This window comes from Leisingera aquaemixtae (assembly GCF_001458395.1).
Classification (GTDB): Bacteria; Pseudomonadota; Alphaproteobacteria; order Rhodobacterales; family Rhodobacteraceae; genus Leisingera; species Leisingera aquaemixtae.
Window position 1 is genome coordinate 311,973 of the sequence record NZ_CYSR01000021.1, and the last position, 21,371, is coordinate 333,343.

At 65.3% G+C, this 21,371-nt stretch carries 20 protein-coding genes; 8 read left to right on the forward strand and 12 right to left on the reverse strand.

The window, feature by feature from the left end:
• Nucleotides 1-5: 5 nt before the first annotated feature.
• The 3 genes from PHA8399_RS10050 to PHA8399_RS10060 all read right to left on the reverse strand — a co-directional run bounded on the left by PHA8399_RS10050 (nt 6) and on the right by PHA8399_RS10060 (nt 1,650).
• Nucleotides 6-890: a PhzF family phenazine biosynthesis protein gene (locus PHA8399_RS10050; RefSeq protein WP_058286007.1), complete on the reverse strand. Its 885-nt coding sequence runs from the start codon at nt 888-890 to the stop codon at nt 6-8.
• Nucleotides 891-1,006: 116 nt separating this feature from the next.
• On the reverse strand, nt 1,007-1,231 hold the full coding sequence (locus tag PHA8399_RS10055) for a DUF1150 family protein (RefSeq protein ID WP_008556561.1): 225 nt from the start codon (nt 1,229-1,231) through the stop codon (nt 1,007-1,009).
• 5 nt (nt 1,232-1,236) lie between these two features.
• A complete protein-coding gene (locus tag PHA8399_RS10060; RefSeq protein ID WP_208856285.1) occupies nt 1,237-1,650 on the reverse strand; it encodes an Hsp20 family protein in 414 nt (137 codons plus the stop codon).
• Between the two features lie 181 nt (nt 1,651-1,831).
• On the opposite strand from PHA8399_RS10060, the gene PHA8399_RS10065 reads away from it, so the two are divergent.
• The gene (locus PHA8399_RS10065) at nt 1,832-2,056 is read left to right on the forward strand and encodes a YdcH family protein (RefSeq protein ID WP_058286008.1); all 225 of its coding nucleotides are present in this window, start codon (nt 1,832-1,834) and stop codon (nt 2,054-2,056) included.
• 384 nt (nt 2,057-2,440) lie between these two features.
• Entirely contained in the window at nt 2,441-3,724 is a 1,284-nt protein-coding gene (locus PHA8399_RS10070; RefSeq protein ID WP_058286009.1) for a uracil-xanthine permease family protein, read from the forward strand.
• Nucleotides 3,725-3,832: 108 nt separating this feature from the next.
• On the opposite strand, the gene PHA8399_RS10075 is transcribed toward PHA8399_RS10070, so the two are convergent.
• Nucleotides 3,833-5,923 (reverse strand): calcium-binding protein, encoded by a 2,091-nt coding sequence (locus PHA8399_RS10075; RefSeq protein WP_058286010.1) that lies wholly within the window; start codon nt 5,921-5,923, stop codon nt 3,833-3,835.
• A 344-nt stretch (nt 5,924-6,267) separates the two neighbouring features.
• On the opposite strand from PHA8399_RS10075, the gene purE reads away from it, so the two are divergent.
• On the forward strand, nt 6,268-6,756 hold the full coding sequence (gene purE, locus PHA8399_RS10080; protein ID WP_058286011.1) for a 5-(carboxyamino)imidazole ribonucleotide mutase: 489 nt from the start codon (nt 6,268-6,270) through the stop codon (nt 6,754-6,756).
• Entirely contained in the window at nt 6,749-7,837 is a 1,089-nt protein-coding gene (locus tag PHA8399_RS10085; protein ID WP_058286012.1) for a 5-(carboxyamino)imidazole ribonucleotide synthase, read from the forward strand. The genes purE and PHA8399_RS10085 overlap by 8 nt, the downstream gene beginning before the upstream one ends.
• 161 nt (nt 7,838-7,998) lie before the next feature.
• Here the strand turns inward: PHA8399_RS10085 and PHA8399_RS10090 are convergent, their stop codons facing one another.
• From PHA8399_RS10090 to PHA8399_RS10115, 6 genes are all read right to left on the reverse strand, one after another.
• Nucleotides 7,999-9,147, reverse strand: coding sequence for an alpha-D-ribose 1-methylphosphonate 5-triphosphate diphosphatase (locus PHA8399_RS10090; protein WP_058286013.1), 1,149 nt, complete (start codon nt 9,145-9,147; stop codon nt 7,999-8,001).
• Complete coding sequence (locus PHA8399_RS10095; protein WP_244270189.1) at nt 9,144-9,908, reverse strand: lipase family protein; 765 nt, start codon at nt 9,906-9,908, stop codon at nt 9,144-9,146. Before PHA8399_RS10095 ends, PHA8399_RS10090 begins: the two co-directional genes overlap by 4 nt.
• Before the next feature lie 57 nt (nt 9,909-9,965).
• The gene (locus PHA8399_RS10100; RefSeq protein ID WP_058286159.1) at nt 9,966-10,835 is read right to left on the reverse strand and encodes a DMT family transporter; all 870 of its coding nucleotides are present in this window, start codon (nt 10,833-10,835) and stop codon (nt 9,966-9,968) included.
• Nucleotides 10,836-11,098: 263 nt separating this feature from the next.
• Nucleotides 11,099-12,748 carry a chaperonin GroEL gene (groL, locus tag PHA8399_RS10105; RefSeq protein ID WP_058286015.1) on the reverse strand — a complete coding sequence of 550 codons (1,650 nt, stop codon included), beginning with the start codon at nt 12,746-12,748 and terminating at the stop codon, nt 11,099-11,101.
• Between the two features lie 65 nt (nt 12,749-12,813).
• Nucleotides 12,814-13,101, reverse strand: coding sequence for a co-chaperone GroES (locus PHA8399_RS10110; protein WP_058286016.1), 288 nt, complete (start codon nt 13,099-13,101; stop codon nt 12,814-12,816).
• 254 nt (nt 13,102-13,355) lie between these two features.
• Nucleotides 13,356-14,024, reverse strand: coding sequence for a DUF2161 domain-containing phosphodiesterase (locus PHA8399_RS10115; protein ID WP_058286160.1), 669 nt, complete (start codon nt 14,022-14,024; stop codon nt 13,356-13,358).
• A gap of 151 nt (nt 14,025-14,175) precedes the next feature.
• On the opposite strand from PHA8399_RS10115, the gene PHA8399_RS10120 reads away from it, so the two are divergent.
• The 3 genes from PHA8399_RS10120 (at nt 14,176) to PHA8399_RS10130 (ending at nt 17,214) form a co-directional block, all read left to right on the forward strand.
• Nucleotides 14,176-15,159: a TraB/GumN family protein gene (locus tag PHA8399_RS10120; protein WP_058286017.1), complete on the forward strand. Its 984-nt coding sequence runs from the start codon at nt 14,176-14,178 to the stop codon at nt 15,157-15,159.
• A 47-nt stretch (nt 15,160-15,206) separates the two neighbouring features.
• The gene (locus PHA8399_RS10125; protein WP_058286018.1) at nt 15,207-16,187 is read left to right on the forward strand and encodes a TraB/GumN family protein; all 981 of its coding nucleotides are present in this window, start codon (nt 15,207-15,209) and stop codon (nt 16,185-16,187) included.
• Nucleotides 16,188-16,293: 106 nt separating this feature from the next.
• The gene (locus PHA8399_RS10130; RefSeq protein WP_058286019.1) at nt 16,294-17,214 is read left to right on the forward strand and encodes a manganese-dependent inorganic pyrophosphatase; all 921 of its coding nucleotides are present in this window, start codon (nt 16,294-16,296) and stop codon (nt 17,212-17,214) included.
• Between the two features lie 109 nt (nt 17,215-17,323).
• On the opposite strand, the gene PHA8399_RS10135 is transcribed toward PHA8399_RS10130, so the two are convergent.
• Together PHA8399_RS10135 and PHA8399_RS10140 are read right to left on the reverse strand one after the other, a co-directional pair.
• Nucleotides 17,324-17,809: a DUF995 domain-containing protein gene (locus PHA8399_RS10135; protein WP_058286020.1), complete on the reverse strand. Its 486-nt coding sequence runs from the start codon at nt 17,807-17,809 to the stop codon at nt 17,324-17,326.
• Between the two features lie 442 nt (nt 17,810-18,251).
• A complete protein-coding gene (locus PHA8399_RS10140; protein ID WP_244270190.1) occupies nt 18,252-20,168 on the reverse strand; it encodes a methyl-accepting chemotaxis protein in 1,917 nt (638 codons plus the stop codon).
• 195 nt (nt 20,169-20,363) lie between these two features.
• Between PHA8399_RS10140 and PHA8399_RS10145 the strand changes: the two genes are divergently transcribed.
• Nucleotides 20,364-21,239 (forward strand): TIGR01459 family HAD-type hydrolase, encoded by an 876-nt coding sequence (locus PHA8399_RS10145; RefSeq protein WP_058286022.1) that lies wholly within the window; start codon nt 20,364-20,366, stop codon nt 21,237-21,239.
• Nucleotides 21,240-21,371: the final 132 nt, after the last annotated feature.

Genomic DNA, 21,371 nt, shown 5'->3' on the forward strand with positions numbered 1-21,371 from the left:
CGCGGTCACAGCGCCGCGGGCAGGTCCACCGTGCCGCGCATCAGCACGAACCCCTCACCCGCAACCCTGACACCCTCGATCGCCTCCGCAGGGCCAACCCGGGCCACCCGCGCCTGGCCGGGCCGGCCCAGCCCGTGGCCCTGTTCCGCCACGAACTCCGCCTTCTGCATCAGCCCGTGGTGCCACAGATAAGACGCCATCGCCCCGGTGGCCGACCCGGTGAAGGGATCCTCCGGCGGGCTGGGCGGCGCCATCAAAAGGCGCGAGAAGGTGTCCCCCGCCGCCGTCGCGCCCTCCAGCGTGACCAGGAACGGCTCCATCATGTCGATGCCATCGGCGCCCAGCGATTTGCCCAAGGCGGCCAGCGCCTCAAGGTTCAGCTGCGCCGCCTCCAGCGCCGCCCGGTCGCGCAGGACAGTGATACAGAACGGCAGCCCGGTGGAGACTTTCTGCGGCCGCCCTGCGATGGCCTCCACCGGCAAGCTCACCGCCGCCGCCACCAGCGCCGGATCGGCAAAGGGGCCGAACTCCGGCGCCACCTGCGTCATTTCGATCAGATCGCCGTCCAGCCGCACGGGCACGATCCCCGCCCCGGTTTCCAGCGTGATGCTATCGCCCTCGATCAGCCCGCGGTCCCGCATCGCCGCCACCGTGGCGATGGTCGGATGGCCGGCAAAGGGGATCTCGCGGCTGGCCAGGAAATAGCGCACCTTCACATCCGCCGACTCAGACGGGCCGGTGAAGGTGCATTCCACCAGCGAGGTCTCCCGCACGTAAGCCGTGCAGACCGCCTCCGGCAGAGACGCGCCGCCATGCACCACCGCGCAGCCGTTGCCGCCGAATGCCTGGCCCGAGAACGCATCCACCCAGTCGAAATCATAGCGCGCCATCTGCATCTCCCGGCTTTAAGGCAACAAAAAAGGCGGGCTGCGGCCCGCCATTCGCATCATCAAAGCCCGCCGCGGGATGTCAATCCGCCGGCCCCGCACATCTCCGTGCGCTGGCCCTAGTGGACTGGCACCGGCGTCATGTCGTTCTGGCGCGCCAGCACAAAGGCCAGGCTGCGGTCGGCCACCAGCGCCAGCTGGCCGCCCTCGGCGTCGTGCACCGCATAAAGCTGTTCACGCCCGCCCGCGCTGGCCTGCACCTCTTTGGGAAGATCTGCCACCGCAACCGCCTTCACATAGACGGTCCGGCTGCCGGCATCCTTGAAGTCAAACGGTGTATGCATTGCTCTTACCCCTTCTTGATGTTGATCGTCTGAACCACGGTTTCGGGCCGCGACCGGGTCAGGTCCACATGCAGCAGCCCGTTTTCCATCACCGCCTCGCCCACTTCGACGCCATCGGCCAGCACGAACATGCGCTGGAACTGGCGCGCCGCGATGCCGCGGTGCAGAAACACCCGCCCTTCGCTGTCGTCGCGCTGGCGGCCGCGGATCACCATCTGGCGGTCCTCGACAGTGATCGCCAGGTCCTCCTCGGCGAAACCGGCCACGGCCAGAGTGATGCGGTAGGAAAAGTCAGAGGTCTGTTCGATATTATATGGAGGATAGCCTTCGTTGCCCGATTTGGCCGAGCGTTCCAGGAGGCGTTCCAGCTGCTCGAACCCCAGCATATGCGGGTAAGAGCCCAAGGTAAGTTTCGACACGTTGTTCGTCCTTTTTGCCAAAGCGACGGATGCTTGCGGCCCCGGTCACGGCAGCCGCTTCCAGAAGAATATGGGAAGTTCCTGCTGGATTCACAAGAGCATGTGCTCATAGGTCTAGCGGAAAAGCGGTTAAGGAAGTATCTTCAGCCTCACTTCATTCATCAGCTTTACTGAGTCGCCCATGAACGCACCCACAGATGTGTCGATGAAGACGGATGAGGTCCTCAGGGTTGAGCTGGAGGTTTTCCGCAGACAGCACCGCGATCTGGACGAAGCGATCTCCGCGCTGGAAGAGCGCGGCACCGCCGACCAGCTGACCATCCGCCGTCTGAAGAAGCAAAAGCTTATACTCAAGGACAAGATCGCCTTGATCGAAGACCGGCTGACCCCGGACATTATCGCCTGACGCCGCGCCGGCAGGACCGGCAGCGCATCAGCGCCTGTTGCCCGGCGCCAAAGCCGCCCGGGCCCCGGCTGCAGAACGCAGCGCTTTTTTTCAGAACCCAAGCCCTCCCGCCCCCTGGCGGTGCAGCGCAGCTGCCCAGCCAGGCGTTGGGCGCGGCAGCGCGCCTGCCGGCGCGCTGCGCTCCCGCAGGGCCGCCGCCCGCCCGTCCTGCCCGCCCGTCCTGCCCGCCTGGCCCGCCCGCCTGGCCCGCCTGCCTGGCCCGATTGCCGGCTGCGGCGGATGGTCAAACCGGCCGGAACCGGTTAGGAGCAGCGCGATTGTTTCCGGCGGCCGTGCAAAGCGGCCTCCGGGCGCAAGCCTCTGAACAACAAGACGAGTTAATCCATGACCGCTGCGAGGGAACAGATCCCGGCGTCCGATCTGCAGGACGCCGATTACAACTTCACACCAAGGCAGGCGCTGGCCGGGGCGCAGATGCTGTTTGTCGCCTTTGGCGCACTGGTGCTGGTGCCGCTGCTCACCGGGCTGGACCCCAGCGTGGCACTGTTCACCGCGGGGCTTGGCACCCTGATCTTCCAGGTCGTCACCCGCGGCCAGGTGCCGGTGTTCCTGGCATCGTCCTTCGCCTTCATCGCGCCGGTGATCTACGGCGTGCAGACCTGGGGCATGCCCGCCACCACCGGCGGGCTGGCGGCGGCGGGCCTGCTGTATGTGGCGCTCAGCTTTGCCATCCGCGCCTTTGGCACCGGTTTTCTGCACCGGCTGCTGCCGCCCGTTGTGGTCGGCCCCGTCATCATGGTGATCGGCCTGTCGCTGGCGCCGGTTGCGGTCAATATGGCCACCGGCCTTGCAGGCGACACCCAGGTGATGCCGCGCAGCACCGCGCTCTTGCTGGCCGGTATCTCGCTGGGCACCACCATGCTGACCGCCATCCTCGCCCGCGGCATCATGCGCATCGTGCCGATCCTGGCCGGCGTCGCCGCAGGCTGCAGTGCCGCGCTGATCCTGGGCGCCGTCACCGGCGGCCCGCTGATCAGCACCGCCGCCATCGCGGACGCCCCCTGGTTCAAGATCCCGGCCTTCGTCGCGCCCGAGTTCAACCTGGCCGCCATCCTGTTCATCCTGCCGGTCGCCATCGCGCCCGCGATCGAACACTTCGGCGACATCCTGGCGATCTCCAACGTGACCAAGCGCGACTATATGGAAAAACCCGGCATCCAGAACACCATGCTGGGCGACGGCCTTGCCACCGCCGCCGCGGGCCTCCTGGGCGGGCCGCCCAACACAACCTATTCCGAGGTGACCGGCGCCGTGACCCTGACCCGTGCCTTCAACCCGGCGATCATGACCTGGGCGGCGGTCTTCGCGATTGCGCTGTCCTTCGTTGGCAAGCTGTCCGGTGCGCTGGCGGCGATTCCGATGCCGGTGATGGGCGGCATCATGATCCTTCTGTTCGGCATGGTCACCGTGGTCGGCCTGTCGGTGCTCGCCAAACTGGGCGAGGCGCTGTCGGAGGCGCGCAACATGGTAATCATCTCCACCGTGCTGATCATCGGCCTGGGCGGGCTGACGCTGGAATTCGGCGAAGGCTTCACCCTCGCAGGCATCGGCCTGTCCGGCGTGGCCGGCCTCGCGCTGAACCTGATCCTGCCGAAACAGCGGGATTGATCCGGCACTCTGCCTGCGCTGCCCCGGCGGCGGCGCAGGCCCCCTATTGGAACTGCAGCCACGAGTTTGCTGCTAGCCGTTCCTGCTTGGTGCATGCTATCAGCTTCACTAAAAAATCAGAATACTGTTCTCCAGTTCCTCAACACGCTCAACTCCAATAAGCGTGACGGAATCGCCGCCTCCGAAATCAAGGACGACCCGGCCGCTGCTATCATCGCCAAACCTGTTTAGCACTTGCCCCGGAGTGAGAGAGCGGTCCCACAGAGTATCGTCGAGTTTCAACGTGTCTTCACCTGGCAAGAAATCCAGCACATTGTCGGCACCGCCCCCTTTGCGGAACACGAAGGTGTCATTTCCATAACTGCCCTTCAGTCTGTCCGCTCCGCTTCCTCCCAGCAGCGTGTCGTTGCCGTGGCCGCCATCAAGCCTGTCCTTTCCAGCACCGCCAAACAGCCTGTCATTTCCGCCGTCTCCTTCCAGCTCGTCCGCCTCGCCACCACCGATCAAGGTATCGGAGCCACCGCCGCCCCTTAAGATGTCCAAGTTCTCACCGCCGGAAATCCGGTTCGCATCGTCGTTGCCGGAAATGTAATTGCCCCAATCGCCACCGATTACATTCTCAACACTAAAGTAACGGTCCCCCTCCGCCAGGCCGCCGTTTCCTCTGCGCAGATCCTCATCCAAGTAAATATGCAGATACCCGCCGGCCAGCGAGTAGTCCGCCGTATCTTTGCCTGCGCCGCCTTTCAGGATATCGGCACCCCGCCCGGCCACAAGCGTATCGTTGCCACTCCCGCCCAGCAGAGTGTCATTCCCGGAACCTGCAATCAGCCGATCGTGCCCGCCCAATCCCGACAAATAATCATCAAGTGTTCCGCCGTCCAAAGTATCATTCTTTGAAGTGCCGATCAGCGTGTCGTTTGTATCCAGCGGATCGAATTCCATTTCTGACACAACGTATACGCCGTCCTTGAATCTGATTTCCTCCACATCCCGCAACACCCAGGTTGTGTATTTGTCGGGCGCGATATTCGTTTGGCCAGTCACCCGAATTTCATTTCCGTAGTTTTGCACAGTTACTTCGCTGCGGAAAAAGGAGTAGTAATAGTAGGCGGCGAAGTCCGCCCTGTCATAGTCTGCACCGCCATCCATTGTGTCATTGCCTTTGTGGGCCAGCAGGCGGTCGTTGCCCGCGCCTCCGCGCAAGATATCCTTGCCTAAGCTGCCCTTGAGAACGTCATTCCCGCTGCCGCCGTGCAGAGTGACAGAGGTATAGTATCCGGTCAGTGTGTCGTTCCCTGCGCCGCCGTAAGATTTGACGCTGCCGATTTCCGACTTGATCCGATCATCGCCCTTTCCGCCGAAGAACCGGTCGGCACCTCCGCCGGACAGGGCAACAATAGTGTCGTTTCCCTCACCGCCAAAGACAGTATCGTTGCCATGATCCCCGTGAAGTATGTCGTTTCCGCTGCCGCCATAGGTCAGGTCATCACCACCCAACCCGGAGATAAAATCATTGCCAGAGCCGCCAAATAGCGTGTCGTTTCCATCGTCGGTTACAATCCTGTCGCGGCCTGCGCCCCCGTAAACAAGAACGTCACCGGCAACTGCCTCGATATAATCATTTCCCCGGCCGCCATAAATCGTCGCGTTGCCGCCGATATCGAATCTGTCGTCCCCGTCCCCTCCATAGACGAGCGGCGCTTCACTGCGCCCCGTGAAAGTGTCGGCCCACTGAGATCCCCTAAGTTCATTGTCGTTGCGGACCCGGAATGCGTAGCCGTGCGCAACATAGGTCACTGAATAGTCGAACGGCTGGCTGGTATAGTTGCTGGTGACGGAGACATACAGCGGTGTTTCCTGAGACACGTCGAAGAAGCTTTGCAGGCTGCGGTCGTCCATCGTGGCACCGACGCCGCCATTCTCCGACGGCGACCACAGGCTGATAGTGCTGACGGTGTGGTATTTTTCGTCAGTCGGGCTGAAAACCTCCAGCCCAATTTCCGGAGACTTGTACCGGTTTGGAAACGTGCTGGTTATAATGATTTCATATACGCGCCCTGGCTCCGCATTAATTTTCACCCAATCCGATTCCGCCCCGGTTTCAATATGGCCGTGGAATGTATCTCCTGCAGAAATCGAATACACCGTTTGACTGGAATCTGCAGCATCAACGGGACCTTCAAAAATGGAAACCACTGTCAAACTTCTCCTGGGCAAAGCGCCAAAATCAACGGAAACTGAAACCGTACAAGCCAAACACTCCGGAAATCCCTCGAAAAATGCAGGATCCGAAAAACTTCCATTCAACCCCTACAAGACAGTTTCGCCCCAGTTCAACCCAAATGTTCTCCGGTCAGCACATGCCAGGTTCTGCCTTTGGCGCATCGGTGCAAGCCATTGCAATCACGCCCCCCTGCGGCATAGCGGCCAGCGGCGCAAAACAAGGCAAATTCCCCTGCTTTCCCGGCCAAGCCGGATTGCGCAAAACCCAACATTCCCTATAGTGCGCGCTCCACAAGCCGCGACAGGAGCCACCAGCCATGGGTGACATCAAAGTGGGCATCATCATGGGCAGCCAATCCGACTGGCCCACCATGAAGGAAGCCGCGAATATCCTCGATGAACTGGGCGTTGCCTATGAGGCCAAGATCGTCTCCGCCCACCGCACCCCGGACCGGCTGTGGAGCTACGGCAAATCCGCGACGGACCGCGGGTTGCAGGTGATCATCGCAGGTGCGGGCGGCGCCGCCCATCTTCCCGGCATGGTCGCCTCCAAGACCCGCGTGCCTGTTGTGGGCGTGCCGGTCCAGACCCGCGCCCTTTCCGGCGTCGACTCGCTCTATTCCATCGTCCAGATGCCCAAGGGCTTCCCGGTCGCGACCATGGCAATCGGTGCTGCCGGGGCCGCCAACGCAGGCCTGATGGCCGCGGGCATCCTGGCGCTGCAGGACGCGGACCTCGCCCAGCGCCTGGACGACTGGCGCGCGGCGCTTTCCGCCTCGATCCCCGAGGAGCCCTCCGATGACTGACGTGCTTGCACAGGCTTTGCAGCCGGGCGCCACCATCGGCATCCTCGGCGGCGGCCAGCTGGGCCGGATGCTCTCGGTCGCGGCCTCCCGCCTCGGCTTCAAGACCCATATCTTTGAGCCCGGCGCCAACCCGCCCGCAGGCCATGTCGCCGACCGCGTGACCACCGCAGGCTACGAGGACGCCGAGGCGCTGGCCGCCTTCGCGGCTTCCGTCGACATCATCACCTATGAGTTCGAGAACATCCCGACCTCCGCGCTCGACCTGCTGGAATCGCAAAAACCGATCCGCCCGGGCCGCGAGGCGCTGCGGATCAGCCAGGACCGGCTGACGGAAAAGACCTTCCTGCAGGACCTCGGCCTGCAAACAGCCCCCTTCGCGGACATCACTGACCAGGCCAGCCTCGACGCCGCCCTGGCAGAGATCGGCGCCCCATCGATCCTGAAAACCCGCCGCTTCGGTTATGACGGCAAGGGCCAGGCCCGCATCAAATCGCCTGAAGACGCAAACGAAGCGCTCGCGTCCATGGCCGGCGCGCCCTCGATCCTCGAAGGGTTCGTGAACTTCACCCACGAGGTCTCGGTCATCGCCGCCCGCGGCGTGAGCGGCGAGATCGCCTGTTTTGACCCCGGCGAAAACGTCCACCGCGACGGCATCCTGCACACCACCACCGTGCCCGCAAAGCTCAGCACGTCCCAGCGCATGGACGCGGTGCTGATGGCCGGCAAGATCCTGAACGCGCTGGACTATGTCGGCGTTCTCGGCGTCGAACTCTTCGTCACGCCCCAGGGCCTGATCGTCAACGAGATCGCCCCGCGCGTGCATAATTCCGGCCACTGGACCCAGAACGGCTGCACCGTCGACCAGTTCGAACAGCACATCCGCGCGGTTGCGGGATGGCCGCTTGGCGACGGCCAGCGCCACTCGGACGTGGTGATGGAAAACCTGATCGGCGATGACGTGGAGCGCTTGCCCGAACTGGCAAAAGAAGCCGATTGCGCACTCCACCTCTATGGCAAGGCGGAGGCCAAGCCGGGCCGCAAGATGGGCCATGTGAACCGGGTGGTTAAGGCGCAGGGGTAATCCCCGGTTTCGCAGGCTGGGGGCGCTGCCCCCAGACCCCCGGGATACTTTTCAGCCAGAAGAAGCAGGCGGCCCGTAGCGGAAACGCCCGGTGAAAGCGGCCCCGCCGGTTTCACGCGCCGCAAAGAGGGCCATCAGGCCTGATGCGCGGCGCTTCCCCCTCAGGCCAGGAACCGGCCCGCAACCTCCCCGGCCATATAGCTGACCCGCCCGCCGGCAATTGTCGCCGCGACCCGCTGGGTGGCCTTGTCCAGCACCAGGATGTCGGCGCGCTTGCCCGCCTCCAGCGTGCCGCGATCGTCAAGCCCCAGCAGCTGCGCAGGCCCGTGTGAGACCAGCCGCCAGGCGCCCTCCAGATCCAAGAGGCCGGAGCGTTCCAGCATCAGCGCTGCACGGCGCGGGCTGGGGTAGTGATAGTCGGAGGCCAGCGCATCGCACAGCCCCATGGCGATCAGCTCCACGGCAGAGGCATTGCCCTTGTGCGAGCCGCCGCGCACCACATTCGGGGAGCCGAGGATCACCGGATCGCCCGCGGCGCGCGCCGCTTCTGCGGCCTCAAGTGTCTCGGGAAACTCGGAAATCCGCGCGCCGCGCGCGCGCCAGACGGCGCGGCCTTCTGCGGTCTGGTCGTCATGACTGCCGAGCCGCACCTCCAGCGCCGCCAGCTCCGCACAGAGTGCGTCCAGGCGGCCTGCCGCCTCCTCCCGGCGCGCGTGCATGTCCTTCAGCATCTGCCAGTGCACCTCCGGATTGCGCCCCGCCTTCAGCGCCTGCCCGGTCAGCCGCGGCGGCTTCTTGCCCGCCGCCAGCCGGTCATGCGGCAGGTGGTCGTTGAACACCACATAAGGCACCTGCCAGTCCGCCACCTTGCGGGCCAGCCCTTCGTAATCCTCCAGCATATGGATCTCAAACCGCAGCTGCGGCAGCAGGCCGGTCACGACAGAGCCGCGCACCGCCTTGATGGCCTCAAACACCTGCGCGGCAAACTCCGGGCTGCGCAGACCGCCCTCCCAGGAGTAGAACTGCGCCAGCACCGCGGTGGTGATGCCGTTGGCCGCCAGCTCCGCCTCGGCGGCCACCACCCCCTCGGCCATCTGCTTCATCGCGCCCCGGCGCGGCGCCAGGTGGCGTTCAAACCCGTCGCCATGCACGTCCACAATTCCCGGCAGCACCAGATAGCCCGACAGGTCCACAATCCGTCCCGCAGGCGCATCCGCCACCTGCCCGTCCGCAAGGGCGATTTCACCGCCGCGCTCCAGCCCGCCGGGGCGCAGCACATCGCCGCCCTGCAAGGTCAGTTCCAACGTCATTCCTCTGCCTCTTCACAGCCGCCATTCAGCTGGCAGGCCTCGGTGATGATCTCTTCCACCGCCGCCAGCCAGCCCAGGCCGGGCTCAAACCGCCCCTCTTCCAGGAAATGCAGCGCCTGCGCCATCACCTGCGGGTTGTTCATCATGTAGGTGTGGGTGACCGGCAGCGTCAGATGCGCCGCCATGCCTGCCACCTTGGTGCTGTCGACCGACACCTTGCCGTCATCCTCCCCCGGGATCAGCGAGGAGAACAGCGGGTTCAGTGTCTCATTGCCCGCAATCACCCCCAGCTCGAAATTCACCGGCGGCAGGCGCCTGGGCAGGCTGCCCGTTCCGGTCCCCAGCTGCAGCCCGGCAGGCCCGTTCAGCAGGCCGAACACCTCCCAGTCGCCCAACTCATCCACCAGCTCGCTGCCCTGGTTGGGCGGCCCCATCATCACCACCCGGCCCAGATTGCCCGGGTGATTGCCCTGCAGCCAGTAGCGCAGCAGGATGCCCCCCATCGAGTGGCTGACCACATGAGTGGTTTCCGCGCCGCAGGCGGCAAAGGCCCCCGGCAGGGTCTCCTCCGCCAGCACCTGAATCGCCGCCTCGGTGGAGGCATAGCCGGGCCGCACCACGCTGTAGCCGCGCGACTGCAAAACCTCCTCCATCACCGCGAATGAGGTCTCGGTGCGCGCCAATCCATGCAGCAGGATCACGCAATCGGCGGCCGCGGGCAGCGGCAGCAGCGCCGCAGCGGCGGCAAGGAGGGGTTTCATAAACTCACGCATGGCGCCCAGATAAGCGCAAGCGGCGGCACAGGGAAGACCCCGCGGTCAGCCGGCGGCCCGTTTGGCCGGCTGCGCCTTGCGCCCCGGCGCCCGCAGCACCACCAGCGCAATGCCGCCCAGCACCGCCGCGCTGCCAAACAGCAGCCGCAGGGTCACGGTCTCGCCCAGCAGCACGGCCCCCGCCAGGATCGCAATCACCGGCACGCTCAGCTGCACAGTGGCGGCCACCGCGGGCAGGATCTGCGGCAGCAGCCGGTACCACAGCGCATAGCCCATGCCGGAGGTCACCGCCCCCGACAGCACCGCCAGCCCCGCGCCATAGAGGCTGACCGAGCTGCCGCCCAGCCATAAGGCAATTGGCAGGAACATCGCCGCCGACCACAGGAAATTCACCGCCGTCGCCGCCAGCGGCTGCGCCGCCCCCCGCCCCAGAATGCTGTAGATCCCCCAGCCCAGACCCGCCGCCGCCATCAACAGCGACGCGCCCAACGGCGCCGTGCCGGAGCCGTCGGGCCAGACCACATAGGCAAGCCCCAGAAACGCCAGCACCGCGCCCGCCAGCTGTCCCGCGCTGACCGGATTGCCCCGCACCGCGCCCCAGAGGAACATCGTGACCTGCACAACCCCGAACAGCACCAGCGCGCCAAGCCCTGCATCAAGCTGCTGATAGGCCAGCGAAAATCCCGCGATATAAAGCGTCAGCGCCGCCCCGCCCCCCAGGCTCTCCCTAAGACCCTGGCGCACCGCCAGCCCTTGGGCCTGGCACAGCACCACCAGCATCGCCGCACCGGAGGCCAGCCGCAAAAGACCAAAGCTGCCCGCATCCATATGCCCGCCCCCGATCGCCAACCGGCTGAGGATGGAGTTCGCGGCAAAGGCCGCCATGGTGAGGGAGACAAGAAGAAACAGGCGCATTTTCAAGGGGTAGCGCGCCGGAGCGTGCGGGGCCAGTGAAATTTCCGCGGCGCTTGCTTCAGGACACCGCGCGCTTTCACCTTTGCCCAAATACTCCCGCCGGAGGCAGGCCCGCACCGCGGGCCTTCAATACCTCTCAAAACGAAAAGGGGCCGCCCGAAGGCAGCCCCAGTTCTTGCAGTCATCAGCGGTGGGCTTTCGGCAGATTGGCCTTCCCGGCCAATCGCCTGTCACCGCATCCCAAATTCCGGAGGGATTTGTGATTACATCATGCCGCCCATGCCGCCCATGCCGCCCATGTCGGGCATGCCGCCGCCTGCCGCGCCTTCTTTGGCGGGCTTGTCGGCAATCATGGCTTCGGTGGTGATCAGCAGGCCTGCAACCGAGGCCGCGTCTTCCAGTGCGGTCCGGGTCACTTTGGCCGGGTCGATCACGCCGAAGGAGAACATGTCGCCATATTCACCGGTCTGCGCGTTGTAGCCGAATGCGCTGTCGGAGGACTCGCGGACCTTGCCGGCAACCACGGCACCGTCGACGCCTGCGTTTTCGGCGATCTGGCGCAGAGGCGCTTCGATGGCCTTGCGGACGATGTTGATGCCTGCGTTCTGGTCAGCGTTGGCGCCTTCCAGGCCGTCCAGGCCCTTGCCGGCCTGCACCAGGGCAACACCGCCGCCGACGATCACGCCTTCCTGCACGGCTGCGCGGGTCGCGTTCAGCGCATCGTCCACACGGTCCTTGCGCTCTTTCACTTCGACTTCGGTCATGCCGCCGACGCGGATCACGGCCACACCGCCTGCCAGTTTGGCAACGCGTTCCTGCAGCTTCTCGCGGTCGTAGTCAGAGGTGGTTTCCTCGATCTGGGTGCGGATCTGGGCCACACGGGCTTCGATCTCGGCCTTCTCGCCAGCGCCGTCGACGATGGTGGTCTCGTCTTTGGTGATGGAGATTTTCTTGGCGGTGCCCAGCATGTCCATGGTGACGGACTCGAGCTTCATGCCCAGATCTTCGGAGATCACCTGGCCGCCGGTCAGGATCGCGATGTCCTGCAGCATGGCCTTGCGGCGGTCGCCGAAGCCCGGTGCCTTGACGGCTGCGATTTTCAGGCCGCCGCGCAGCTTGTTGACAACCAGGGTTGCCAGCGCTTCGCCTTCGACGTCCTCAGCAATGATCAGCAGCGGCTTCTGCGACTGGATCACCTGCTCCAGCAGCGGCACCATCGGCTGCAGCGAAGACAGTTTCTTCTCGTGCAGCAGGATCATGCAGTCTTCCAGATCCGCGATCATCTTGTCCGGGTTGGTGACGAAATAGGGCGACAGGTAGCCGCGGTCGAACTGCATGCCCTCGACCACGTCGGTCTCGGTTTCCATGCCTTTGTTCTCTTCGACGGTGATGACGCCTTCGTTGCCAACCTTCTGCATCGCGTCAGCGATCTGGCGGCCGATTTCGGCTTCGCCGTTGGCGGAGATGGTGCCAACCTGCGCAACCTCGTCGGAGTCTTTCACTTCGCGGGCCATGTCCTTGATGCCCTGCACGACTTTGGCGGTTGCCAGGTCGATGCCGCGCTTCAGGTCCATCGGGTTCAGGCCGGCAGCAACCTGCTTCAGGCCTTCTTTGACGATCGCCTGGGCCAGAACGGTTGCGGTGGTGGTGCCGTCACCGGCTTCGTCGTTGGTGCGGGAAGCAACTTCCTTCACCATCTGGGCGCCCATGTTCTCGAACTTGTCTTCCAGTTCGATTTCCTTGGCAACCGAGACACCGTCCTTGGTGATGCGCGGTGCGCCGAAGGATTTGTCCAGAACCACGTTGCGGCCTTTCGGGCCCAGGGTCACTTTCACGGCATCGGCCAGAATGTTGACGCCCTTCAGCATGCGGTTGCGGGCATCGGTGTCGAATTTGACGTCCTTAGCAGCCATTTTTCACTCTCCTAGAGTAATCTGTAATTGTCAGCGAGGGATGGGATCAGAGCAGGCCCGCGGGCTTACTCGATGATGCCCATGATGTCGCTTTCCTTCATCATCAGCAGCTCTTCGCCGTCGACGGTGATCTCGGTGCCGGACCACTTGCCGAACATGATGCGGTCGCCGGATTTGACGGCCATCTCGATCAGCTCGCCGCTGTCCTTGCGGGCGCCTGCGCCGCAAGCAACCACAACGCCTTCGCTCGGCTTTTCCTTGGCGGAATCGGGGATGATCAGGCCGCCCGCGGTTTTTTCTTCGCTTTCGGTGCGGCGCACCATCACGCGGTCATGAAGCGGTTTCAATGCCATCTTTGCAGCTCCTTAAAAAGGCTCAAAGGTTGTTATCTGTTGGACCTCCGCCTCCCCGGCGGGGCCGTTATCACTCACTCGGGGTGAGTGCTAACGACGGGGAAGCTAGGCATCGGGCCGGGCCGAGTCAACATCTTCCGGCAAGAAAAATCGCAGGAAATTGCGCAGCGCCGCGGGCATCGTGCGGAACCCCCGCAAAGCAATGATTTTGCGCCGGAAATCAGGCGGCCGTTACCGCTGCTGCCCGGCGCCGCCTAGGTTTCCCAGCTTTCCGCCCAATGCACCAGGCCTGCGCGGCCCGCCTCGGTCAGCTGGTAGATCCCGGTCTCCACCCGCTCGAACCAGCCGTAATGGTTGCTGGCCATCAGCCGGGTGGCACGGGCCACGCCGGTGGCGCGGGCGACTTCCGCTCCCTTGCAGGCGCCCGCCCCGGCCAGATGCGCGGCGCAGGCCAGCGCGTCCTGGCGGTAGGCGGTGACGATGCCGTGCCGGGTGGCGCCGCCTGCGTTCGGGTCGCCGCGCAGCGCCTGAAACTCGCGCAGCAGCCGCGCCTGTTTCTTCTTCGATTTGCGCGGGCTGTACGGTCCGGGGTCGCAATGCACCTCGGCCCGGCCGTCCTCCAGCACCGTGATCAGGCCCAGCCCCAGCCGCCGGCACATCGCCAGATTGTCCTTCAGCATCCGCCGCGCCTGCCGCCCCCCGGGCCGCGGCACCGCGATATAGACGTGATCGGTGACCGCCAGCCGGGCCACCGCCTGGTGGAACAGCGACAAGGAGAATTTCAGCTTCAGCTCGACAATCACCGGCGGCTCTGCACCGCGGACAGCCACCACATCGGCAGCCCCCACCTCGCCCTTCACGGCATAGCCCTGGGCCTCCAGCAGCGCCTTCACCGGCGCATAAAGCTGATCCTCGCGTTCCATGCCGCCATGACTGGCAGCAAGCGCCGCCGAAGGCAATCCGCCGCGCGGTTTTACGGCCCAGGCGGCAGGTTTTGCATTGCCGCCCCCCCTGCCCCGCCCTAGGGTCATACACTCAGGCCACAGTTCCGGACCCCCGGGGAAAGGGCGCTTGATGAAACCCATTGCACTTGCCTTGGCCCTGGTCCTGCAGGCCTCTGCCGGCCTGGCCGCCTGCCGCGGCATCGACTACCGCGACCACCTGCCGCCCGCCACCGAAGCGCGGCTGGAGCGCGAGATGGCCGCCACCCCGTTTTCCCGCGGCAACCACTGGATCGCCACCAAGGGCAGCCGCACCATCCATGTGATCGGCACCATGCACGGCGGCGATTCCCGCATGGCCCGGGTGATGCGCAACCTGCGCCCGGCGCTGGCCTCGGCGCAGGCGATCTACCTGGAAACGCTGCAGCCCGGAGTGGAGACGCCGGAAACCATGCCCGCGAGTCTGGCCAGCAGCTTTCTGCTGCCGCAAGGGCAAGAGCTGCGGCACCTGCTGGGCAAGGAAGCCTGGCGCCATTTTGAACTGACCGCGCGGGTCTCCGGCGCCAATCTGGACACCATGAACCGGATGCAGCCCTGGGCGGTGTCGATGTTCCTGGTGCAAAGCGGCTGCCGCCCCTACGGCTTTGGCCTGAAGCGCGGTCTGGACGACCGGATCGCCGATTTCGCGCGCCGCAAGCGGATCCCGGTGGGCGGGCTGGAAACCCCGGCGCAGGCGCTGACGGCGATTGCCGGCCTGCCGCTGCGCGACCAGGCGCGGATGCTGGAGCTGGAGCTGGAGCTGGTGCGCTCCTCCAAGCCCGAAGATGCCACCCCGGTGGAGGCCTATTTCGATCAGAGCGTCTGGTCCGCCTTCGTGCTGGCCCCGTGGATCAGCGCCCAGTACAGCAGCTTTTCCGGGGCGGAGACCGCGCGGCTGTGGCGCCAGTACAATGACCGCCTGCTGGACCAGCGCAACAGGCGCTGGATGAAGGTGATCGAGGCCGCCCGCCACGAGCGGATCGTGGTTGCGGTCGGCGCGGCGCATCTGCCCGGCAAAAACGGGGTGCTGAACCTGCTGCACCGCAAGGGGTTCAGCCTCACCCGCGCCGCGTGGTAGACCCGGCGCATCGCGGTTTTCCTCCCCAGTTTCAGGACCTGTCTGTCATGCGGCTTTTCCTCACCCTCCTCTTTCTGCTGCTGCCCGCCGCGCTATGGGCCGGCTGCACCGGCACCGACCTGCGCACCACCCTTGCGGCCGGCGATCTGGCCCGCCTGCAGGCCCGGGCCGCAGCCGCGCCCTTTGCCGAAGGCAACCACTGGATCGCCCGCCGCGGCACCCGCACCGTGCATGTGATCGGCACCATGCACATTAATGACCCGCGGATGGAGGCGATCACCGCCAAGCTGGCCCCGGTGGTCCGCGAGGCCGACCTGCTGCTGATGGAGGCCAGCCCCGCCGAGAAGGCCGCCTTCGAACGGAAACTGGGCCGCACCCCGTCGCTGATGCTGATCACCGAAGGGCCGACGCTGATCGACCGCCTGCCCCGGCAGGAGTGGGAAAACCTGGCCGCCAAGGCCCGCGCGCACGGGATTGCGCCCTGGATGGCTGCCAAGATGCGGCCCTGGTTCCTCGCCCTGTCGATGGCGGTGCCGCCCTGCGTGCTGCGCCAGCCGGACGTCAAGAACGGCCTCGACCTGCGCCTGGCCGCCGCGGCGGAACAGGCCGGGGTGCCGATCCGCTCGCTGGAGGATCCGATGAGCGTGATCCGGATGCTGGACGGCGATCCGCTGGAGGAGCAAGTCCGCCAGCTGCGCGCCTATACCGCGTTGCTGGGCGGCGGCCAGGACGATTTCTTCACCATGGCAGAGGCCTATTTCGACCAGCAGGTGCTGCACGCGCTGCTGCTGAGCGAGCAGGCGTTTCTGGAAAACGGCGCCCTGACCCGGGCGGAGCGCGAAGAGATGTGGGCGGAGACAATGCAGCAGCTGCTGGACCAGCGCAACCGGGCCTGGATTCCGGTGATCGAGGCGGCAGAGGCCAGCCCCCTTGTGGTGGCCGCAGGCGCGCTGCATCTGCCGGGGGAAAACGGCGTGCTGAACCTGCTGCAGCAGCAGGGCTACAGCCTGGAGCGCGCCCCGTTCTGAGCACATCGCCGCATTGCAGCAGCTGCGGGGTGACAAGGCTGCGCGCCGCCCCTATAAGGCGCGCAAATCTCCCCTTTTTGGACTCATGAGTGAACAGGACAGTCACATGACCATTCAAGTTTTCGGCCATAAATCCCCCGACACCGACTCCACCGGCTCCCCGATCGTCTGGGCCTGGTACCTGAACGAGGTGAAGGGCGCCGCCGCCGCGCCCAAACTGCTGGGCGAGCCGAACACCGAAGCGGCCTTCATGCTGCAGCGCTGGGGCCTGGAGAAGCCGGAAATCATCGCGGACGTGGCCGATGATGCGGCTGTTGTGATCGTCGACACCAACAACCCGGCAGAGCTGCCCGCCAACATCAACGGCGCCGATGTGCAGGCGATCATCGACCACCACAAGCTGGTCGGCGGCCTGGAAACCAAGGGTCCGATCGACATCACCATCCGCCCGCTGGCCTGCACCGCCACCATCATGCACGACCTGATGGGCGACGACGCCGCCAAGATGCCGGAAGCCATCAAGGGCGCGGCGCTGACCTGCATCCTGTCCGACACGCTGGAATTCCGCTCGCCGACCACCACCGCGCATGACAAGGCCGTGGCCGAGAAGCTGGCCGCCGACCTGGGCATCAACATCTCCGAATACGCGGCCGAGATGTTTGCCGCCAAATCCGACGTCTCCTCCTTCTCCGATGCCGAGCTGCTGCGCATGGACTCCAAGGAGTATGAGGTCGACGGCACCAAGTTCCGCGTCTCGGTTCTGGAAACCACCGCGCCGGCCGTGGTGCTGGACCGCAAGGCGTCGCTGATGGACACCATGACCGCCGTCGCAGCCGAGGACGGCGTCGATCAGGTGCTGCTGTTCGTGGTCGACATCCTGAACGAGGAAGCCACCCTGCTGGTGCCCAACGACCTGGTGAAAACCGTGGCCGCCAAGTCCTTTGGCGCCGAGGCCGCAGGCGACACCGTGGTGCTGCCGGGCATCATGTCCCGCAAAAAGCAGATCATTCCGAACCTGAAAGTCTGATCCGCCTCAGGTCTGTGAAACGCAAAAGGCGCCCCGCGGGGCGCCTTTTTCTGTTACCGGGCAGGTGTCGCTGCGGCGCAGGCGCCGGCCTTGCGGCAGGGCGGCCGGGCTACAGCCCCAGATCCCGGCTGATCTTGCGGAACTGGCGCTGCTGGCTGTTGCCGCTGACCTGCTTGCTTTGCTTGTGCCGGTACCAGTCGCCGTCCTCGTTCAGGTAACGCTCCCACACGGTGCCGTCCGGAGCGGTGACGAACTGCCAGCAGCTCTTGTGCGGATAGGCCTTGACCGCACCGCCTTCGGCCTTGTGCCAGTTGGCCTCGTGGCAGAGTTTACCCTTGCGCGTCACATACCATTTGCCGATGCCAACGGCGTCCTTGGTTTTGTTGATCCCCTGGAAGCGGCCGTCCGCCGCCCAATAGGCATGGCCGCCGCTGTTCCAGTTCGAGGTCTTGCCCGCATAAAGCTGAAGGATCACCTCGGGCGGGGTTGCCTTGGCGCCTTTGGGCTTGCCGCCGGCCAGAGCCGGTGCTGCGGGCATGGCAGCCAGAACGCAGGCCGCCACGGCCAGTCTGAGGCTTTGCTTAACGGATGTCATGTCCTCCCCCCCCTTTATTCCTGACACGGGTTGCGCGCCCGCCTGGGAAGAGGCCTCTGGCAGGTGCTGCCAGCTCCGGCCGGCACTGCCCCCCGGCGCACCTGATGCCCCTGAACGCCAGGGGCCGCCGTTACTCGTTACACTTGCGCCTGCCAGAGGCGGCACCTCAGCCGATGGCCGGGCCGCCGGAGCAGGGTGCCAAAATCCCGGCGCGGCGCCAACCTATCGATATTGATAGGAGTTAGCTGCCGCCCGCGGCCGGGCCACGGCCTTGCCGGGTATCGGGCGGCGGCAGGCGCCGGGCGGCGCCCGGCATGGCGCGGCCAGCCTCAAGCGGAGCGCGCAGCGGTGCCGGACGGCGCCGTCTGCGGCCGCTGATCCTGACCGCCGGACGCAGGCAAGGCCGGCTGAGACGCCGGCCTGCGTGCGGCCCTGGCAGGGCTCAGGCCGATTTGGAAAACGGCGCGTCCTCCTCCCGCCAGGCTTCGCTGCCGTCATTGAAGTCTTCCCAGCGGGCATCATCCTGCGCCGGGCTGGCCATTTCAGGCTCCGGCAAGGAAGGCTCCGCCGGATGCGCCGCGGGGGTATCGTCCCAGGCCTCCGCAGCCGGCATCTGCACCGCCGCCGCGCCCTGCCCCTCGCGCAGGGTGAACTGGCCGACCAGCCGGTTCAGTCCCACGGTCTCGGCATTCATCGAGCGGATGGCGGACCCGGACTGCTCCACCATGGAGGCATTCTGCTGGGTCACCGAATCCAGCTGGGAGACGCCGATATTGATCTCGTTCAGACCCTGCGCCTGTTCGGCGGATTCGCTGGAGATGCCCGACACCAGCTCGGCGATGTTGCTGACCTGGCTGACCACGGTTGTCAGCGCCTTGCCGGCGCCGTCCACCTTGCGCACGCCGTCCTCCACATGGGCGGAGCTGGTGCTGATCAGGGTCTTGATTTCCATCGCCGCATCCGAGGACCGCTGCGCCAGCGCCCGCACTTCGGAGGCCACCACCGCAAAGCCGCGGCCGACTTCGCCCGCGCGGGCCGCCTCGACCCCGGCGTTGAGCGCCAGGAGGTTGGTCTGGAAGGCGATGTCGTCGATCACGCCGATAATCTGCGAGATCTGCTGGGAAGAGGTTTCGATCGCGTTCATCGCGCTGACGGCGCCTTCGACCACCTGGCCGCTGTGCTCCACATCCCTGCGGGCGGAGTTCACCACTTCCTGCACCTCCTGGGCGTTGCGGGCCGAGGAGTTGACGCTGGCGGTCATCTGATCCAGCGCGGCGGCGGTCTGCTCCAGGGTGGCGGCCTGGCTTTCGGTGCGCGACGACAGATCCTCCGACGCGGTCTGGATTTCCCCCGACTGCCGCTGGATCCGGACGCCGGCCTGCACCACCTCGGACATCAGCTCGTTCAGCCGGTCGACGGTTTCATTGTAATGCACCCGCAGCGGGTCGTAGTCCGCAGTGAACGGTTCTGCGATCCGGTCGCTCAGATCGCCGTTCGACAGCCGCTTGAGACCCTTGCGCAGGCGCTCGATCACCTGCTCGCTTTCCTGACGCAGCGCATTCTGCTCGTCCAGGGCGGAGATCACCCGGGCCGACACCTTGTCGATGGCGCCGGCGATATCGCCGAAATCGTCCTGGCGCATCCGGTCGGCCACCTTGATGCCGAATTCACCCTCGGCCACCTCACGCAGGGCCGCCCGCAGCCGGCCGACGGGGCGCACGACGTTCAGCGTCATCTTGCGGGCATTGTAAATGGACAGAATGATCAGGGCAGCGGACACCGCGAGCAGCGAATAGAGCAGCATCATGTCATGCGCGCGGGCCGACACGGCGGTGGCGCGCGCGTTGCTGATGATGGTGTCCCCCAGCGGCCCCAGGACGGTGCCAAGCTCGTCAGACTGGGTCTGAAACGCGGACAGAGCCGCCTCCAGCCCTGGCCCGCCGGTGAGCGCGGTGTCTATGGTTTCACTGGCAGCGCGCAGGAAGCGGTCCATCTGCGGCAGAGCCGCCTCCAGAAGGCGGCTCACTTCCGCCTCCAGCTCCATCGCCTGAAGGGCCGACATTTCTTCGCGGAAGACCGCATCCTTCTCCGCGGCCTTGGCGCGGGAGTCTGCCTTCTCCTCCGGCGAGCCATCCGCTCCGACAAGCACGGCGGAGAGCACCGAGGCCTCCACCGCGTCGTGCATCATGTCTGCCCGCAGCACATGGCGGGAGGCCTGGGTCGCGCTGATTTGCCGTTCCAGCTCAAGCTCGCTTTGCCAGAGGCTGTAGACCGCGAAGGAGGACAGGATCAGAATCGCGGCGACGGAAATAACACCGGAAATGAGAAACCGGGTCTTCATGGATAACGTACGGAACATGGGGAACACACCTTGGAGCTGTTTTCAGCGCCAACCTTTCCCGCTTATATTTAAGCAATTCTGAAGGCGCAGAGGCGGCGGCGGGGTTTTTGCGCTGTTTTTTCGTGGCAGCACCCGCCGCTGCCGCACTGGCCTTCGCAAGGAGCCTCTGCCATAGGTAGACCCAAAGGACCTTTTTGTGTGGAAGAAGCTGCCATGACCCAGATCATCTCCTCCCTTTCCGAAGTCTCCGGCCGGTACAAGGCGCTGTTCGTCGACCTGTGGGGCTGCGTGCACAACGGGATCACCTCCTTTCCCGAGGCGGTGGCGGCGCTGCAGGCGTACCGGGCAAAGGGCGGCATCGTGGTGCTGGTCACCAATTCGCCGAAACCGCGCGCGGGCGTGGCGGCGCAACTGGGGCAGTTCAACGTGCCGCAGGATGCCTATGACACCATTGCCACCAGCGGCGATTCCGCGCGGGCGGCGATGTTCACCGGGGCGGTCGGCAACAAGGTCTATTTCATGGGCGAGTGGGAACGCGATGCGGGCTTTTTCGAGCCGCTGCATGTGATCCACGACCCGGTGGAGATCACCCGGGTGCCGCTGAAGGAGGCCGAGGGCATCGTTTGCTGCGGCCCGTTCGACCCGCATGCGGACCCGGCGGTGAACCGGCCCGATTTCCTGTATGCCAAGCAGATGGGGATGAAGCTGCTGTGCGCCAATCCCGATATCGTGGTGGACCGCGGCGAGACGCGGGAGTGGTGCGCGGGCGCCCTGGCGCGGCTTTATACCGAGATGGGCGGCGAGAGCCTGTATTTCGGCAAGCCGCATCCGCCGATCTATGATCTGGCGCGCCGCCGCCTGGCGGAGTTGGGCCAGGACGTTGCGGATGCGGATATCCTGGCGATCGGCGACGGGCCGCACACCGATATTGCCGGCGCCATGGGCGAAGGTATCGATTCCCTGTTCATCACCGGCGGCCTGGCAGCCAGTGAGACAAAAACATCGGTCCAGCCGGACCCGGCGGCGCTGGAGACCTATCTGCAGAAGGAGCAGGCCAGCCCGGCCTATGCCATTGGTTTCCTGCGCTAAACCGCCTCTGCCCGGCCCCTGCGAACGGGCATCGCGCAGCATCTGCCAGCCGGACCCCGCCGCAACAGGCGGGGTTTTCTTTTGTCAAACCCTCTTGATTTTCTGCAACTGCAAAGTAATAAAGTTGCGCAA

Bases quoted from the DNA above. Each gene is read 5' to 3' on its own strand.
- groL (WP_058286015.1), bottom strand. From the start codon at position 12,748: ATGGCTGCTAAGGACGTCAAATTCGACACCGATGCCCGCAACCGCATG.
- PHA8399_RS10090 (WP_058286013.1), bottom strand. From the start codon at position 9,147: ATGACGTTGGAACTGACCTTGCAGGGCGGCGATGTGCTGCGCCCCGGC.
- PHA8399_RS10095 (WP_244270189.1), bottom strand. From the start codon at position 9,908: ATGAAACCCCTCCTTGCCGCCGCTGCGGCGCTGCTGCCGCTGCCCGCG.
- PHA8399_RS10130 (WP_058286019.1), top strand. From the start codon at position 16,294: ATGACCATTCAAGTTTTCGGCCATAAATCCCCCGACACCGACTCCACC.
- PHA8399_RS10085 (WP_058286012.1), top strand. From the start codon at position 6,749: ATGACTGACGTGCTTGCACAGGCTTTGCAGCCGGGCGCCACCATCGGC.
- PHA8399_RS10125 (WP_058286018.1), top strand. From the start codon at position 15,207: ATGCGGCTTTTCCTCACCCTCCTCTTTCTGCTGCTGCCCGCCGCGCTA.
- PHA8399_RS10140 (WP_244270190.1), bottom strand. From the start codon at position 20,168: ATGTTCCGTACGTTATCCATGAAGACCCGGTTTCTCATTTCCGGTGTT.
- PHA8399_RS10055 (WP_008556561.1), bottom strand. From the start codon at position 1,231: ATGCATACACCGTTTGACTTCAAGGATGCCGGCAGCCGGACCGTCTAT.
- PHA8399_RS10120 (WP_058286017.1), top strand. From the start codon at position 14,176: ATGAAACCCATTGCACTTGCCTTGGCCCTGGTCCTGCAGGCCTCTGCC.
- purE (WP_058286011.1), top strand. From the start codon at position 6,268: ATGGGTGACATCAAAGTGGGCATCATCATGGGCAGCCAATCCGACTGG.
- PHA8399_RS10110 (WP_058286016.1), bottom strand. From the start codon at position 13,101: ATGGCATTGAAACCGCTTCATGACCGCGTGATGGTGCGCCGCACCGAA.
- PHA8399_RS10050 (WP_058286007.1), bottom strand. From the start codon at position 890: ATGGCGCGCTATGATTTCGACTGGGTGGATGCGTTCTCGGGCCAGGCA.
- PHA8399_RS10145 (WP_058286022.1), top strand. From the start codon at position 20,364: ATGACCCAGATCATCTCCTCCCTTTCCGAAGTCTCCGGCCGGTACAAG.
- PHA8399_RS10100 (WP_058286159.1), bottom strand. From the start codon at position 10,835: ATGCGCCTGTTTCTTCTTGTCTCCCTCACCATGGCGGCCTTTGCCGCG.
- PHA8399_RS10065 (WP_058286008.1), top strand. From the start codon at position 1,832: ATGAACGCACCCACAGATGTGTCGATGAAGACGGATGAGGTCCTCAGG.
- PHA8399_RS10070 (WP_058286009.1), top strand. From the start codon at position 2,441: ATGACCGCTGCGAGGGAACAGATCCCGGCGTCCGATCTGCAGGACGCC.
- PHA8399_RS10115 (WP_058286160.1), bottom strand. From the start codon at position 14,024: ATGGAACGCGAGGATCAGCTTTATGCGCCGGTGAAGGCGCTGCTGGAG.
- PHA8399_RS10135 (WP_058286020.1), bottom strand. From the start codon at position 17,809: ATGACATCCGTTAAGCAAAGCCTCAGACTGGCCGTGGCGGCCTGCGTT.